Genomic DNA, 15264 nt, shown 5'->3' on the forward strand with positions numbered 1-15264 from the left:
CTCCACCCGCCGGGTGGAGGGGGCACCGCCGCGTCCTGGCGGCTGTCAGGCGTAGACCGGTCCGGTGAACTTCTCGCCCGGCCCGGTGCCCGGCGCGTCCGGGACGATCGACGCCTCGCGGAAGGCCAGCTGGAGCGACTTCAGGCCGTCCCGCAGCGGGGCGGCGTGGAAGTTGCTGATCTCGGGGGCGCCGGCGGTGACCAGCCCGGCCAGTGCGGTGATCAGCTTGCGAGCCTCGTCGAGGTCCTTGTCGGCCTCGCCGCCCTCGGCCAGGCCGCACTTGACGGCGGCGGCGCTCATCAGGTGCACCGCGACGGTCGTGATCACCTCGACGGCGGGGACCTCGGCGATGTCCCGGGTGAGGTCGTCGAAACCGATCGCCTCGTCGTCCGCGGCGGGGTTCTGGGTGGGCTCGCTGCTCAAGGGGGGCTCGTTCCGTCGTGCCGGTGTCCGTACCCGAGGAGCGTACAAGGGGGCGGGCGGGGGCCCGGGTCGCGGGGAGCGAGGGGCGGAATACCGAGCGCGGCCGAAACGCTGTATGATTCGAGACTGACCGGCCAGGAGCTCCCTGAGGGCCCCCGGCCAGCAAGTGGAGGCTCCACCCAGGAGGCCCGAGAGGGCAACCGCGAAAGTCTCCCACCCGATCGGCCTCGCGGTCGACGGGTCCCGGTCCGCGACGGGCGCCCAGGCGCCGAGTCGCCCGCAGCACCCCTCACCGGGTGCGGCCCCCGGTTGTGTGGAGCCCCGCTTGTACCGAGCGGGGCTTTTTTCGTGTCGCGGTGCATGCAGTGCCAACCAGCAAGGTAGGCAGCGCAGCACGAATGAAGCCCCGCCCAGTGGTCGAGTCCACTACGTGCGACCGCCGTCCGACGGCCGCATCGCAGAAGGTGCAACCGAGGAGGCCCCATCAGCACCGAGCCCCGCATCAACGACCGGATTCGCGTCCCCGAGGTGCGACTCGTCGGTCCCAGCGGCGAGCAGGTCGGCATCGTGCCGCTTGCCAAGGCGCTGGAGCTCGCGCAGGAGTACGACCTTGACCTCGTCGAGGTCGCGGCGACCGCCCGGCCGCCGGTGTGCAAGCTCATGGACTACGGCAAGTTCAAGTACGAGTCGGCCATGAAGGCCCGTGAGGCGCGCAAGAACCAGGCGCACACGGTCATCAAGGAGATGAAGCTCCGGCCGAAGATCGACCCGCACGACTATGACACCAAGAAGGGTCACGTCGTCCGGTTCCTCAAGCAGGGCGACAAGGTCAAGATCACGATCATGTTCCGCGGTCGTGAGCAGTCCCGCCCCGAGCTGGGCTTCCGACTGCTGCAGCGGCTGGCCAACGACGTCCAGGACCTGGGCTTCGTCGAGTCCTCGGCCAAGCAGGACGGCCGAAACATGATCATGGTTCTCGGCCCGCACAAGAAGAAGACCGAGGCGATGGCCGAGGCCCGCGCGCTCGCTGACGCCCGTAAGGCCGAGCGTCAGGGCCGCACCCCCGGCTCCGACGCCGCCGACGTCGACGTCGACGAGGACGCAGCGCTTGAGGCCGAGAACGCCGCGGCCGAGGCGGAGGCCGACGAGGCCGACGAGGTCGACGTCGAGGACGCCGCCGAGGACGCCGCCGAGGTCGAGCAGCCGGCCGAGGCCTCCCAGGACGCCTGAGCCTTCACCGGCCAGGGCGGTTCGGGAGACCGGCCACCAAGGTGACCGGGCGTCCGCCCGGTCATCGTAGATCCATCCTTCACGCCCGCGCGGCGCACACCGCGCGGGCGTGGACGGACCGACGAGGAGATACGGCGAAATGCCGAAGCAGAAGACGCACAGTGGCGCCAGCAAGCGCTTCAAGATCAGTGGCTCTGGCAAGGTGCTGCGCGAGCGCGCCGGCCGCCGCCACCTCCTGGAGCACAAGCCCTCGACGCTGACCCGCAAGCTGGCCGGCACCGTCGAGCTGGCCCCCGCCGACGCCAAGAAGATCAAGAAGCTTCTCGGCAAGTGATCGCCTCCCGCCCGGCGTGAGCCGTGAGCGGGGCAGCTGATCCTTCCCGACCCATTCGAATGACGGACCGCGTGAAGTAGTCCGTGGTCCAACCCAAGGAGTAATCAAGTGGCACGCGTCAAGCGGGCAGTCAACGCCCACAAGAAGCGCCGGGTCATCCTGGAGCGCGCCAGCGGCTACCGGGGCCAGCGCTCGCGCCTGTACCGCAAGGCCAAGGAGCAGGTCACCCACTCGCTGGTCTACAACTTCAACGACCGCAAGAAGCGCAAGGGCGACTTCCGTCAGCTGTGGATCCAGCGCATCAACGCTGCGGCCCGTGCCAACGGCATCACCTACAACCGCTTCGTGCAGGGCCTGAAGGCCGCCAGCGTCGAGATCGACCGCAAGATGCTGGCCGACCTCGCGGTCAACGACCCGGGCGCGTTCGCCTCGCTCGTCGAGGTCGCGCAGAAGGCGCTGCCGGCCGACGTCAACGCCCCGAAGGCCGCCGCCGACGCCGCCTGATCCTCCTGGATCGGCCTGATCCTCCCGGATCGGTTCGTCGCACTGACCGGACCCGCAGGCTCTCCCTGCGGGTCCGGTTTTGCGTTCCCCCCGCCACAGTCCCTGCACGCCACCGGCGCCCCGCCTCAGAGACGAGACCATGTCGAGCATCGACACCCCCCTGCTGACCTCCCTGCGCTCGCCCCGCGTCGTCGCCGCCCGCCGGCTCGCCAAGCGGAACCAGCGCACCAAGGAGCGCCGCTTCCTCGCCGAGGGCCCGCAGGCCGTCCGCGAGGCCGTCGCGTTCGGGAAGCTGCCGGGCTCGGACGACCACGCCGTGGTCGAGGTCTACACCACCCCGGAGGCCGCCGAGCGGCACGCCGGGATCGTCGCCGCCGCCCTCGCCGAGGGCCTGCCGGTGCTCACCGCCACCGACGAGGTCATCGCGGAGATCTGCGACACCGTGACCCCGCAGGGCATCGTGGCGCTCTGCCGGTTCATCGACACGCCGTTCGCCGAGGTGCTCGGGGCCCGCCCCAAGCTGGTCGCGGTGCTCGCCCACGTGCGCGACCCCGGCAACGCCGGCACCGTGCTGCGGACCGCCGACGCGGCCGGCGCGGACGCCGTGGTGCTCACCGACGCGTCGGTGGACCTGTACAACCCGAAGGCCGTCCGGGCCTCCGTCGGCAGCCTGTTCCACCTGCCGGTGGCCGTCGGCGTGCCGGTGGAGGAGGCGGTCGGCCGGCTGCGCGAGGCCGGCGTGCGGGTGCTGGCCGCGGACGGCGCGGGGGAGCGCGACCTCGACCAGGAACTGGACGAGGGCACCCTGGGCGCGCCCGGCGCGTGGGTGTTCGGCAACGAGGCCTGGGGGCTCCCGGAGGAGACCCGCGCACTCGCCGACGAGGTGGTGCGCGTGCCGATCCACGGACACGCCGAGAGCCTCAACCTGGCGACGGCCGCCGCCGTCTGCCTCTACGCCTCCGCACGGGCCCAGCGCTCGCCCGGTGGCTGCCGCGCACAGGCGTAGACCGCCCCCGGGCGCCCCCGGAAGTCGCCATCGCGACGCCGCGGGCCCTACTACGGGGGGCCGCGAGACGCTAGGGTCTGCCTCGGTGGGGGGAAAGACACGGTGGGTAATCGGGGAGGACACCCATGGTCGGCAGCGGGCCAGAGCTCGACCCGGACGACCTGCCGGACGGCCTGGTGGTCGCCGACGCCCTGGGCCGGGTGGTCTGCTTCAACCGCACCGCCGCCCGGCTGACCGGCGTTCCCCAGGGGACGGCGCTCGGCAGCCCGCTGGAGCACGTCCTCCCGCTGGAGGACCTGGACGGCCGCCGCTGGTGGCAGCTGACCGACCCGTACGGCGGCCTGGCGACCCGCACCAGCCAGCCCGAGCGCAACCTGCTGCTCCCCGGCGGCCGTGAGGTGCTGGTCTCCGCCCGGTACGTGCGCGCCCGCCCGCAGGCGCCGCTGGAGCGCCTGGTGATCGCCCTGCGCGGCACCGAGGCCCGCCGCCGCACCGAGCGCAGCCACGCCGAGCTGATCGCCACCGTCGCCCACGAGCTGCGCTCGCCGCTCACCAGCGTCAAGGGCTTCACCGCGACCCTGCTGGCCAAGTGGGAGCGGTTCACCGACGGGCAGAAGCGGCTGATGCTGGAGACCGTCGACGCGGACGCCGACCGCGTCACCCGGCTGATCGCCGAGCTGCTGGACATCTCCCGGATCGACGCCGGCCGGCTGGAGCTGCGCAAGCAGGTGGTCGACCTGGCCGCCGCCGTGCGCCGGCACGTGGACCGCAAGGTCGCCACCGGCATCCCCGAGGAGCGCTTCGACATCCGGATCAGCGAGCCGCTCACCGTGCTCTGGGCCGACCCGGACAAGGTCGACCAGGTGCTGGCGAACCTGCTGGAAAATGCGGTGCGCCACGGTGAGGGAACTGTCACGATCGAGGTGGCACCGGCCAAGGAGGTCGTCGAGGCACCCGTCTGGGAGCGCTCCGGCACCCCGCCCCGCACAGTGGAAGGCACCGCGGTCACCGTGAGCGACGAAGGAACGGGCATCCCCGAGGATTCGATGCCGCGCGTCTTCACCCGCTTCTGGCGCGGCTCCAAGCGCGGCGGCACCGGTCTGGGCCTCTACATCGTCAAGGGCGTCGTGGAGGCCCACGGCGGCTCGATCCGCGTCGACCGCGCACCCGGCGGCGGCGCCCGGTTCCGATTTATCCTGCCCGCCGGCGTGCCCGACTTCATGCTCTGACGGAGCCTGGACGACAGCCGCGGCACACTCCGGGGGCGGCAGGCCCACCCCCGGGGAACGCCGTGGATCGGGAGGCCGGACGGGCTTCACGGCAGCCGCGCCACGCGCTGCGACTACACTCGACCTTTGGCGTTGTGGGACGCCCTGCGCGGCCGTGCCGCGGACACCCCCTCCCGAGTACCGCGGCGGGGGCTGCCCGTGCCCCGGCCACGCCGGGTGTCCCGCGAAGGCACGAGCCCTTACCTGAGCACGGACGAGCAGGAGCACGGGAAGATAGAGATGTCGGCACCCAACAAGTCGTACGACCCGGTCGAGGTCGAGGCCCTCAAGCCCGAGGTGGTGGAGCAGGCCCGGGACGAGGCCGTCCAGGCCTTCGCCGCCGCCACCACCCTCGACGAGCTGAAGCAGGCCAAGGTCGCCCACACCGGCGACCGCTCCGCGCTCTCCCTCGCCAACCGCGAGATCGGCGCTCTGCCCCCGCACGCCAAGGCCGCCGCCGGCAAGCTGATCGGCCAGGCCCGCGGCGCCGTCAACCAGGCGCTCGCCCGGCGCCAGGCCGAGCTGGAGGCGGAGCGCGACGCCCGCGTCCTGGTCGAGGAGGCGGTGGACGTCACGCTGCCCTACGACCGGACCCCGCGCGGCGCCCGCCACCCGCTGACCACGCTGGCCGAGCGCATCGAGGACACCTTCGTCGCGATGGGCTACCAGGTCGCCGAGGGCCCCGAGGTCGAGGCCGAGTGGCTGAACTTCGACGCCCTCAACCTGGGTCCGGACCACCCGGCCCGCTCGATGCAGGACACCTTCTTCGTCCAGGCCCCGGACGGCTCCGCCGACTCCGGCGTGGTGCTGCGCACCCAGACCTCCCCGGTCCAGGCCCGCACCATGCTCGACCGCGAGCCGCCCATCTACGTGGTCTGCCCCGGCCGGGTCTACCGGACGGACGAGCTGGACGCCACCCACACCCCGGTCTTCCGCCAGGTCGAGGGTCTGGCCGTGGACGAGGGCATCACCTTCGCGGACCTCAAGGGCACCATCGAGCTGCTGGTCTCCAAGCTGATCGGGGACGGGCTGGAGCTGCGCTGGCGGCCCTCGTACTTCCCGTTCACCGAGCCGAGCGCCGAGATCGACCTGCAGTGCTTCGTCTGCCGCGGCGAGAGCGTCGGCAACCCGGACAAGCCCTGCCGCACCTGCTCCTCCGAGGGCTGGATCGAGCTCGGCGGCTGCGGCGTGGTCAACCCGCGGGTGCTGGTCGCCTGCGGCATCGACCCGAGCCGCTACAGCGGGTTCGCCTTCGGCCTGGGCCTGGAGCGGATCCTGATGAACCGTCACAACGTCGCCGACATGCGCGACATGGTCGAGGGTGACGTGCGCTTCACCCTCCCGTTCGGGATGGAGATCTGATGCGCGTCCCGCTTTCCTGGCTGCGCGAGTACGTCGACCTGCCGGCCGGCGAGACCGGCCGTGACGTGGCGGAGCGACTGGTCCGGGCCGGTCTGGAGGTCGAGACGGTCGAGCAGATCGGCGCCGACCTCAAGGGCCCGCTGGTGGTCGGCCAGGTGCTCTCCATCGAGGAGCTCTCCGGCTTCAAGAAGCCGATCCGGCACTGCTTCGTCAACGTCGGCGACGCCAACGGCACCGGCGAGCCGCAGGAGATCGTCTGCGGCGCGACCAACTTCGCCGTCGGCGACAAGGTCGTGGTCGTCCTCCCGGGCGCCGTGCTGCCCGGCCCGTTCCCGATCGCGGCCCGCCAGACCTACGGCCACACCTCGGCCGGCATGATCTGCTCCGCCCGCGAGCTGGGCATGGGCGACGACCACGACGGCATCATCGTCCTCCCGCCGGAGTACGAGCCCGGCACCGACGCCGTCGAGCTGCTCCAGCTCGTCGACGAGGTGCTGGACATCGCCGTCACCCCGGACCGCGGCTACTGCCTCTCGATGCGCGGGGTGGCCCGCGAGGCCGCCGCCGCGTACGGGCTGCCGCTGGCCGACCCGGCGCTGCTCGACGTGCCGCCGGCGAACTCCTACGGCTACCTGGTCAAGGTCGCCGACCCGGCCGGCTGCGACCGCTTCGTGGCGCGCACGGTGATCGGCCTCGACCCGAGCGCCAAGTCGCCGATCTGGCTCCAGCGCCGTCTGCAGAAGGCCGGCATCCGGCCGATCTCGCTGGCCGTGGACATCACCAACTACGTGATGCTGGAGGTCGGCCAGCCGCTGCACGCCTACGACAAGCAGCGCGTGGACGGACCGATCCTGGTCCGCCGGGCCGAGCAGGGCGAGACCCTGACCACCCTCGACGGCGTCGAGCGCAAGCTCTCCGCCGAGGACCTGCTGATCTGCGACAACAGCGGCCCGATCGGCCTGGCCGGCGTCATGGGCGGCGCCTCCACCGAGATCCTCGACCCGGCCGCCGGTCCGGGCACCACCGAGGTGATCATCGAGGCGGCGCACTTCGACCCGGTCGTCATCGCCCGCGGTGCCAAGCGGCACAAGCTGCCCTCCGAGGCGTCCAAGCGCTTCGAGCGCGGCGTCGACCCGGATGCCGCCCGCGCCGCCGCACAGCGCGCCGTCGACCTGCTGGTCCTGATCGCCGGCGGCACCGCCGAGGCCGGGGTCACCGACATCGCGGCCCCGCACCCGGTGCGCACCATCACCATCGCCGCGGACCTGCCGGACCGCGTGGCCGGCACCGCGTACGGCCGCGAGAGCGTCACCCGGCGCCTGCAGGAGATCGGCTGCTCCGTCGCGGGCGCCGACGTCCTGGAGGTCACCCCGCCGACCTGGCGCCCCGACCTCACCGACCCGTACGACCTCGCGGAGGAGGTCATCCGCCTGGAGGGGTACGACAACGTGCCCGCCCGGATGCCCACCGTGCCGCCGGGCAAGGGCCTGACCGAGGCCCAGCGCACCCACCGCCGGGTCGGTGTCGCGCTGGCCGGCGCCGGCTACGTCGAGGTCAACAACTACCCGTTCGTCGGCGAGGCCGCCTTCGACGGGCTCGGCCTGGAGAAGGACGACCGGCGCCGCCGCACGGTGAAGCTGGTCAACCCGCTCAACGACGAGGAGCCGGCGCTGCGCACCACGCTGCTGCCGGGCCTGCTCGGGGCGCTGCGCCGCAACATCGGCCGCGGCAACACCGATCTGGCGATCTTCGAGACGGGGACCGTCTTCCTGCCCAAGGACGAGCAGAGCGTCGCGCCGCGCCCGGCCGTCGACCGCCGTCCGAGCGACGAGGAGCTGGCCGCCCTCGACGCCGCGCTCCCGGACCAGCCGCGCCGGATCGCCGCCGCCCTCGCGGGCGAGCGGCTGCCGTCCGGCTGGTGGGGCAAGGGCGCCCCGGCCTCCTGGGCCGACGCGATCGAGGCCGCCCGTGCGGTGGCCCGCGCGGCCGGCGTCGAACTGGCCGTCCGCCAGGGCCGGCTGGCTCCGTGGCACCCGGGCCGCTGCGCCGAGCTGGTGGTCGCCGGTACCGACCGGGTGGTCGGCCACGCCGGTGAGCTGCACCCGCGCGTCGTCAAGGCGCTCGGCCTGCCCGAGCGCACCAGCGCGATGGAGGTCGACCTCGACCTGCTGACCGCCGACGGCGCCGTGCGGGCCTCGGGCCCGGCCGTCTCCGCGTTCCCGGTGGCGACCCAGGACGTGGCGCTGATCGTCGACGCGGCCGTCCCGGCCGCCGAGGTGGAGGCCGCGCTGCGGGCCGGCGCCGGCGAACTGCTGGAGGCCATCCGGCTGTTCGACGTCTTCACTGGCGAGCAGGTCGGCGACGGCAGGAAGTCGCTCGCGTACGCGCTGCGCTTCCGCGCGGCGGACCGCACGCTGACCGCCGACGAGGCCACCGCGGCCCGTGAGGCGGCCGTGGCCGAGGCCGTCGCCCGGACCGGCGCGGTCCTGCGCGGCGCCTGACGCGCACCCCGTCGAAGGGCCCCGTCACCCGGTGCCGGGGGGGGGGCCCTCGGCGGCGGCGGCCGCCCGCTCCGGGGGTGCCGGGGGGGGCGCCTCAGGGCCCCCCCGCCTCCGGGCGCCCACCCGTTTTCGGGGGGGGGGCCCCACCCACGTCCGGCCCGTCCGGCCCGGTCGGGAGGGCGGCCGCGGCCGGGGTCGGCTGACCTGGGTCTTTGAGGAGTTTCCGTCAAAGCCCTTGCGGGCGTGGGCCGGTGGGCGCTATTTCTTGGTTAGGAAAGTTTCCTAACTCCCCGCCGGCGGCACCCCCTTGCCCGCCCCCACGGAACACGGAGCGTCAGATGCACCGTCCGCAGCACCGCACCGTCCGGATAGCCCTCGCCGCCCTGCTGGTGGCCGCACCCGCCACGGTCGTGGCCGCCGGCGCCGCCCACGCGGCGCCGACCGCCGCCGTCGTCCAGGTCAAGGCCGTCGGCCTGGACGACCCGCACAAGAAGGACATCGCGATGCAGCTGGTGTCCAGCGCCGAGAACTCCTCGCTGGACTGGAAGTCGCAGTACAAGTACATCGAGGACATCGGTGACGGCCGCGGCTACACCGCCGGCATCATCGGCTTCTGTTCCGGCACCGGCGACATGCTCGACCTCGTCGAGCACTACACCGACCTCAAGCCCGGCAACGTCCTCGCCAAGTACCTGCCGGCGCTGCGCAAGGTGAACGGCACCGAGTCGCACACGGGCCTGGGCAGCGCCTTCGAGAAGGACTGGGCCGCCGCCGCGAAGGACGGCGTCTTCCAGAAGGCGCAGAACGACGAGCGCGACCGCGTCTACTTCAACCCCGCCGTCAACCAGGCCAAGGCCGACGGCCTGCGCGCGCTCGGCCAGTTCGCCTACTACGACGCCATCGTGATGCACGGCGGCGGCTTCGACCCGGCGGGCTTCGGCACCATCCGCAAGAACGCCCTGAAGAAGGCCAAGACCCCCGCCCAGGGCGGCGACGAGGCCACCTACCTCAAGGCCTTCCTGGACGCCCGCCGGGCCGCCATGAAGCTGGAGGAGGCGCACTCCGACACCAGCCGCGTCGACACCGAGCAACTGGTCTTCCTCAACGCCAAGAACTTCGACCTCAACCCCCCGTTGAAGTGGAAGGTCTACGGCGACAGCTACTCCATCAACAGCTGAGCCGCGCCGGCCGCGGAGGCCGTTCGCGCGGTCTCCGCGGCCGCCCGTTTATCGGATGACACCCCGCCGCGATCGCTGGTACGTTCGGCGACGTGGCAAAGCTGAACCAGATCATCGCCGTCGAAAAGGGCGTCAAGTCCAAGTCGTTCCAGGAGCTGACGCAGTCCCACCAGGACTTGCAGAAGCCCGCGTTGCTGGCCGGCATCTCCCGGACGTACCAGCCCAAGGACGAGGAGGGCGAGCAGCTCCCCCCGGAGTCCACCCGCGTCCAGGTGAAGGCCGAGGACGTCCTGCGGACCACCGCCGCGACGCTGTCCCGGCTGTTCGACGTCACCGCGACCAAGGACTGGGCGAACACCGAGGCCCGCGCCGACGTCGTGGTCGACGGCCGCACCCTCGTCGCCGACGTGCCGGTCACCTATCTGCTCTTCCTGGAGAAGCAGCTCACCGACCTGCGCACCTTCGTCCGCAAGCTGCCGGTCCTGGACGCCGCCGAGGCCTGGAACCACGACGCCTCCACGGACTCCTGGAAGACCGAGGTGGTGCGCACGATCCGCACCAAGAAGGTGCCGCGCAACCACGTGAAGGCCGAGGCGACGGAGAAGCACCCGGCGCAGGTCGAGGTGTACTACGAGGACATCGCGGTCGGCTACTGGACGACCGTCAAGTTCTCCGGGGCCCTTCCGGCCCGCCGGGTGAACGAGCTCCTGGAGCGGGTCGAAAAGCTCCAGCAGGCCGTCCAGTTCGCCCGCGAGGAGGCCAACGGCTCCGAGGTCACCGACCGCAGGGTGGGTGACGCGGTGTTCGGCTACCTGTTCGGGTAGCCCCCAGATCGCCCCCGTATGAGAGCGGGGGTGGCGCGAAGAGCGCAAGCTGATACTGAAGTTGAAGCTGACATCAGGGGAGAATGTGGAGGTTCGAGTCCTCCTCCCGGCACTTCGGGCCGGGGTGGCCCAACATGGCAGAGGCGCCCCTGTAAGACTCAGACTCTCGCTCCAGACTCAGCATTCGCCGCCGAGCGCCGGATCGACCGGGTGTGTGCCGTAAGCGTCGGATGCGGGTTCGACTCCCGTCTGCGCCTCTCCCATGGCGCGGTAGCTCCAATGGCAAAGCACGATGCTGTGAAAATGACCCACACCCTTAAACGTGCCGGTGCGAGCAATTGGGTGGCACCTCAGGGGCCCGGGTAGCTGGATACCGCTCCCGGGCCCCGTCACCGTTCCCGCCGGTCGGGCGCTCGCGGCGCAGGTGGTCAGGCGCTCGCGGTGTAGTCGTAGAAACCGCGGCCCGACTTGCGGCCCAGCAGGCCCGCGTCGACCATCCGGGAGAGCAGCGGGGGAGCGGCGAACAGCGGCTCCTTGTACTCGTCGTACATCGACTCGGCGATCGAGACGATCGTGTCCAGGCCGATCAGGTCGCACAGGCGCAGCGGGCCCATCGGGTGGGCGCAGCCGGCCTCCATGCCCTTGTCGATGTCGGAGGCGGTCGCCACGCCCGACTCGAACATCCGCACCGCCGACAGCAGGTACGGCACCAGCAGCGCGTTCACCACGAAGCCGGCCCGGTCGCGGGCGCGGATCGGCTCCTTGCCGAGCACCTGGGAGGCGAAGGCCTCGACCCGCTCGGTGGTGGTCGCCGAGGTGGTCAGCGTCGGGATCACCTCGACCAGCTTCTGCACCGGCGCCGGGTTGAAGAAGTGCAGGCCGATGACCTGCTCCGGGCGCGAGGTGGCGGCGGCCAGCTTCACGATCGGGATCGACGAGGTGTTGGAGGCCAGGATCGCGTCCCGGCGCTCGATCACCTGGTCCAGCGTCTGGAAGATCTGGACCTTGATGTCCTCACGCTCGGCGACCGCCTCGACCACCAGGTCGCGGTCGGCGAAGTCGGCCAGGTCGGTCGTGAAGGACAGCCGGGCCAGCGCCTCGTCGCGGACCTCGGGGGACAGCTTGCCCCGCTTGACCGCCGTCTCCAGGGAGTTGGTCAGCCGGGTACGACCGAACTCCAGGGCCTCCCCGCTGGCCTCCGACACCAGGACGTCCAGCCCCGCCCGGGCGAACACCTCCGCGATGCCCGACCCCATCAGACCGCAGCCGATCACTCCGACGCGCGCGATGTCACTCACTCAGTTTGCCCTTCGGTGGTGCTGGGGGTCCCCCAGCAGGTGTCCCAGCAAGCTGCTGTTCAGCGGGTGGGTGCACCGATATGTGCGCACCGATGCACCGCCCCGACGACGTTACTACTCCGTACCCGCCGGTAGGTCATCCCCTCCCCGGCTGGGCAGGGCACCCGGGCCGTTCCTGCGAACGGGTGAGCCCCGCCCGGGGAACCCGTGCGCCCGGGGTCCGGCACCCCTGTCGCCGGACAGAATGCGGGTCGGTCGGGGGCCACGTGAAGGGAGCAGGGGATGCCGACGGGATCGCTCACAGGACAGGTCGCCCTGGTCACCGGAGCCGGCCGGGGCATCGGCCGGGAGATCGCCATCGGCCTCGCCGCCGAGGGCATGGCCGTCGGTCTGGTCGGACGCACCCACGAGACCCTCACCGACACCCTCAAGGAGTGCGCCCGCCACGGTGCCCGCGGCGTCGCCGTCACCGCCGACGTCACCCGCCCGGGCTCGGTGCGCGAGGCCGTCCGCGTCGTCGAGCGCGACCTCGGCCCGGTCGACCTGCTGATCAACAACGCCGGCCAGGTAGACCGCACCGAGGCCCCGCTCTGGGAGACCGACGCCAACCAGTGGTGGCAGGTGATCGAGACCAACCTGCGCGGCCCCTACAACCTGCTGCGCTGCGTCCTGCCCGGCATGGTCGAGCGCCGCCGCGGCCGGGTGGTCAACCTCAACACCGGCTTCGCCCTGCGCCCCGACGGCCACTACACCGCGTACGCCACCTCCAAGAGCGCGCTGCTGAGGCTCTCCGACAACCTCGCCGACCCGCTCGCCGAGCACGGGGTGGTGATCCTCGACATCAGCCCGGGCGCGGTCGCCACCGACATGACCGCCGGCATGCCGATGTTCCGGTCCATGAAGACCTGGGGCTCCATCCCGTACATGGTCGCGGTGACGGTGGACGCCGCCCGCGGCCGCTTCGACGCGCTGCACGGCCGGTTCATCCACGCCGGGCGGGACAACCTGGAGGAACTGGTCCGCCGCGCGGAGGAGATCCGTGCGACGGACGCCCGCACGCTGCGGCTGCGGCCGTACGGGCCCGACGACCCGATGGGCTGACCGCGCGCACCGGGGCGTTCCCGCAGCGCCGTCCGCACGGCGTCGCCCTCATGGCACCGGCCTCAAGACGTCGCCCTCACAGCGCCGTGAGCGCGGCCAGCTCCTCGTCGGTGAGCGAGCCGGGGGCGCGCCCGGTCCGGGAGAACCCGTCGGCGAGCCGCTGCAGGGCCTCGTTGAGCGGCGCCGGCACCCCGTGCAGCCGGCCGAGCAGCACGATCTCGCCGTTCAGGTGGTCCGTCTCGATCGAGCCGGTACCGCGTGCCAGGCTCTGCCAGGACGAGCTGCCGCCGCGCTCCGCCCCCGCGACCGGCGCCTGCCGCAGCACCTCGCCGGCCAGCCGGACCTGGTCGAGCGGGTCGTGGTGGGGGATGCCGGCGGCGGCCAGCACCGCCGCGCCCTCCGCCGTCACCCGCCGCTGGAGGCCGCTGAGCGGCTCGCCGTCGATCCGGCCGGCCACCGCGTCCAGCGCGTTGCCGAGGTTGCCGAGGAGCTTGGCGTACTTCCAGCGCATCACGTCGGCGTCCACGGGCGCGCTGAACGCGGACCCGGCCAGGTCGGCGGCGATCGGCGCGGCCCGCTCGCCGCCGTCGCCGGCCGGATAGCCGCCCAGCCGCAGCACGCCGCTGACCGGCGTCCCGCCGGCGGTGATCCGGCCCGGCTCCAGATGGTTGGACGGCAGCCAGACGCACATCGCCAGCACCTCGCGGAAGACGCGCAGCGCCAGGCGCTCGTTCTCCACCCCGTTCTGCGCGCAGACCAGCGGCAGCCGTTCGCCCGCCGTGCCGCCGCCGGCGACCGGGCGCGGCGCCCAGGCGGCCAGCGCGGCGGCGGTGTCCTGGGTCTTGACGGCGAGCAGCAGGACGTCGTCCGGCCGCAGGTCGACACCCTCGGGCCCGCCCACGACCGGGATCCGCAGCGTCCGGGTGCCCTCCGGGGTGCCGAACCGCAGGCCCCCTTCCCGCAGCGCCGCCAGGTGCGCGCCGCGCGCGACCAGCACGACGTCGTGACCGCCCTCGTGCAGCCGGGCACCGATCGTGCCGCCCACCGCACCCGCCCCGATGATGATGTAGCGCATGCGCGACAGCATGGCACGGGCGCCCCGGGGTGATCGGCGGGGTGATCAGCGGGAGGCCGGCACGGCGGCGGCGGGCCTCAGGCGCAGAGCCGACTCGCGGTGACCGGCGTGAGCCCCGCCTTGGTGAGCCCGTCCAGGATGGCCGGCAGCGCGTCGACCGTGCACTGGTGCCCCATGTGCAGGGCGACCACCGAACCGCCCCTGACCGAGCCGAGCACCCGGCGCTGGAGTTCGGCCGCGGTCGGATCGCTGTAGTCGCGCGGGTCGACGTCGAAGGAGAGCACGTGCTCGTAGCCGACCGCACGGGCCTGCTCGCGCACCATCGGCGTGGCGTACTGGGCGGCGGACGGCCGGAACCAGCGGCCGATCGAGCCGGTGAGCCGTTGCAGCCGCTCCGCGCACTGGGCGATCTCGGCGCGTGCCTGGTCGGGGCTCATCGCGGAGATGTTCTGGTGGTTCTGGGTGTGGTTGCCCAACTCGTGGCCGCCGTCCAGGATGCGGCGGGCCATCTGCGGCTGCTGGTCCAGCCAGCTGCCGACGGCCATCACGGTGAGCCCGGCGCCGCGCTGTTCGGCGATCTCCAGCAGGGCGGTGGCCAGCTTCGGGTCGCCGCTGCCGTGGAAGGTCAGGGCGACGTTCCTGCCGGTGCGCGGTCCGTACGCCACTTCGACCGGGGTGCCCGGGGCGAGCGGCGTGAGGACGGGCGGCGCCGGTGGCGCGGCGGTGGTGGCGGCCGCCGCGGGGGAGGCCGCGGCCTGCGGGTCGGCCGGGGTGGCGGCGGTGCTCGGGGCGGGGGAGGCCGGGCCCTCGCCGGGCGCCCAGGCCGGGTCGACCGCCAGCGGGTCGCCGCCGGCCGGGTCCACGGTGCCGGGGTGGACGGCGAGCGCGCCCGGGTCGGCCCGGCGGGGGGTGGCCCCGGCACAGGCCCCGAGCAGCCCGCCGACGGCGGTGAGGGCGGCCAGCCTGGCGGTGGCGCGCAGGACGGTGCGGCGGTCGGCGGTCATCCGGTCGGCAGTCATCGGCAGCCAGCATAGGGACGGCGAAACGCCGGGGCGATTCGAGGCCGACGCCGTCACCCGCACGACGACGTGCGCCCACACCGTCCCCGGAAGGCGGCGGAATCCTGAACTCCCGCTGTCTCCACGGCGTGTCGTCGGATA

Annotated in this window: 14 protein-coding genes; 10 read left to right on the forward strand and 4 right to left on the reverse strand. The window is 72.8% G+C overall.

The genetic code is table 11. The annotated features are described in order from the left end of the window. Positions 1–45 precede the first annotated feature (45 nt). Positions 46–423: a DUF1844 domain-containing protein gene (locus ACFVYI_RS20075; RefSeq protein ID WP_329486878.1), complete on the reverse strand. Its 378-nt coding sequence runs from the start codon at positions 421–423 to the stop codon at positions 46–48. A gap of 483 nt (positions 424–906) precedes the next feature. On the opposite strand from ACFVYI_RS20075, the gene infC reads away from it, so the two are divergent. The 9 genes from infC (at position 907) to ACFVYI_RS20120 (ending at position 10630) form a co-directional block, all read left to right on the forward strand. Further along, positions 907–1653, forward strand: a complete 747-nt coding sequence (infC, locus tag ACFVYI_RS20080) for a translation initiation factor IF-3 (protein ID WP_387887483.1) — start codon at positions 907–909, stop codon at positions 1651–1653. A 139-nt stretch (positions 1654–1792) separates the two neighbouring features. Beyond that, the gene (gene rpmI, locus ACFVYI_RS20085; RefSeq protein ID WP_030055648.1) at positions 1793–1987 is read left to right on the forward strand and encodes a 50S ribosomal protein L35; all 195 of its coding nucleotides are present in this window, start codon (positions 1793–1795) and stop codon (positions 1985–1987) included. A 108-nt stretch (positions 1988–2095) separates the two neighbouring features. Next, positions 2096–2491: a 50S ribosomal protein L20 gene (gene rplT, locus ACFVYI_RS20090; RefSeq protein WP_030055649.1), complete on the forward strand. Its 396-nt coding sequence runs from the start codon at positions 2096–2098 to the stop codon at positions 2489–2491. A gap of 148 nt (positions 2492–2639) precedes the next feature. Next, a complete protein-coding gene (locus ACFVYI_RS20095; RefSeq protein ID WP_387887485.1) occupies positions 2640–3497 on the forward strand; it encodes a TrmH family RNA methyltransferase in 858 nt (285 codons plus the stop codon). A gap of 125 nt (positions 3498–3622) precedes the next feature. Continuing rightward, complete coding sequence (locus tag ACFVYI_RS20100; RefSeq protein ID WP_387887303.1) at positions 3623–4726, forward strand: ATP-binding protein; 1104 nt, start codon at positions 3623–3625, stop codon at positions 4724–4726. A 279-nt stretch (positions 4727–5005) separates the two neighbouring features. Further along, entirely contained in the window at positions 5006–6127 is a 1122-nt protein-coding gene (pheS, locus tag ACFVYI_RS20105; protein ID WP_360627128.1) for a phenylalanine--tRNA ligase subunit alpha, read from the forward strand. Beyond that, positions 6127–8628: a phenylalanine--tRNA ligase subunit beta gene (gene pheT, locus ACFVYI_RS20110; RefSeq protein ID WP_387887306.1), complete on the forward strand. Its 2502-nt coding sequence runs from the start codon at positions 6127–6129 to the stop codon at positions 8626–8628. The genes pheS and pheT overlap by 1 nt, the downstream gene beginning before the upstream one ends. A 338-nt stretch (positions 8629–8966) precedes the next feature. Continuing rightward, entirely contained in the window at positions 8967–9806 is an 840-nt protein-coding gene (locus tag ACFVYI_RS20115; protein WP_387887308.1) for a chitosanase, read from the forward strand. A 92-nt stretch (positions 9807–9898) separates the two neighbouring features. After that, on the forward strand, positions 9899–10630 hold the full coding sequence (locus tag ACFVYI_RS20120) for a hypothetical protein (protein ID WP_387887310.1): 732 nt from the start codon (positions 9899–9901) through the stop codon (positions 10628–10630). A 428-nt stretch (positions 10631–11058) separates the two neighbouring features. On the opposite strand, the gene ACFVYI_RS20125 is transcribed toward ACFVYI_RS20120, so the two are convergent. Continuing rightward, a complete protein-coding gene (locus tag ACFVYI_RS20125) occupies positions 11059–11928 on the reverse strand; it encodes a 3-hydroxybutyryl-CoA dehydrogenase (RefSeq protein WP_387887312.1) in 870 nt (289 codons plus the stop codon). 282 nt (positions 11929–12210) lie between these two features. Between ACFVYI_RS20125 and ACFVYI_RS20130 the strand changes: the two genes are divergently transcribed. Then, a complete protein-coding gene (locus tag ACFVYI_RS20130) occupies positions 12211–13029 on the forward strand; it encodes an SDR family NAD(P)-dependent oxidoreductase (RefSeq protein WP_387887314.1) in 819 nt (272 codons plus the stop codon). Positions 13030–13105: 76 nt separating this feature from the next. On the opposite strand, the gene ACFVYI_RS20135 is transcribed toward ACFVYI_RS20130, so the two are convergent. Then, the gene (locus ACFVYI_RS20135) at positions 13106–14104 is read right to left on the reverse strand and encodes a ketopantoate reductase family protein (RefSeq protein ID WP_387887317.1); all 999 of its coding nucleotides are present in this window, start codon (positions 14102–14104) and stop codon (positions 13106–13108) included. 77 nt (positions 14105–14181) lie between these two features. Beyond that, entirely contained in the window at positions 14182–15123 is a 942-nt protein-coding gene (locus ACFVYI_RS20140) for a polysaccharide deacetylase family protein (protein WP_387887320.1), read from the reverse strand. Positions 15124–15264 lie beyond the last annotated feature (141 nt).

This window comes from Kitasatospora sp. NPDC058218 (assembly GCF_042882445.1).
Classification (GTDB): Bacteria; Actinomycetota; Actinomycetes; order Streptomycetales; family Streptomycetaceae; genus Kitasatospora.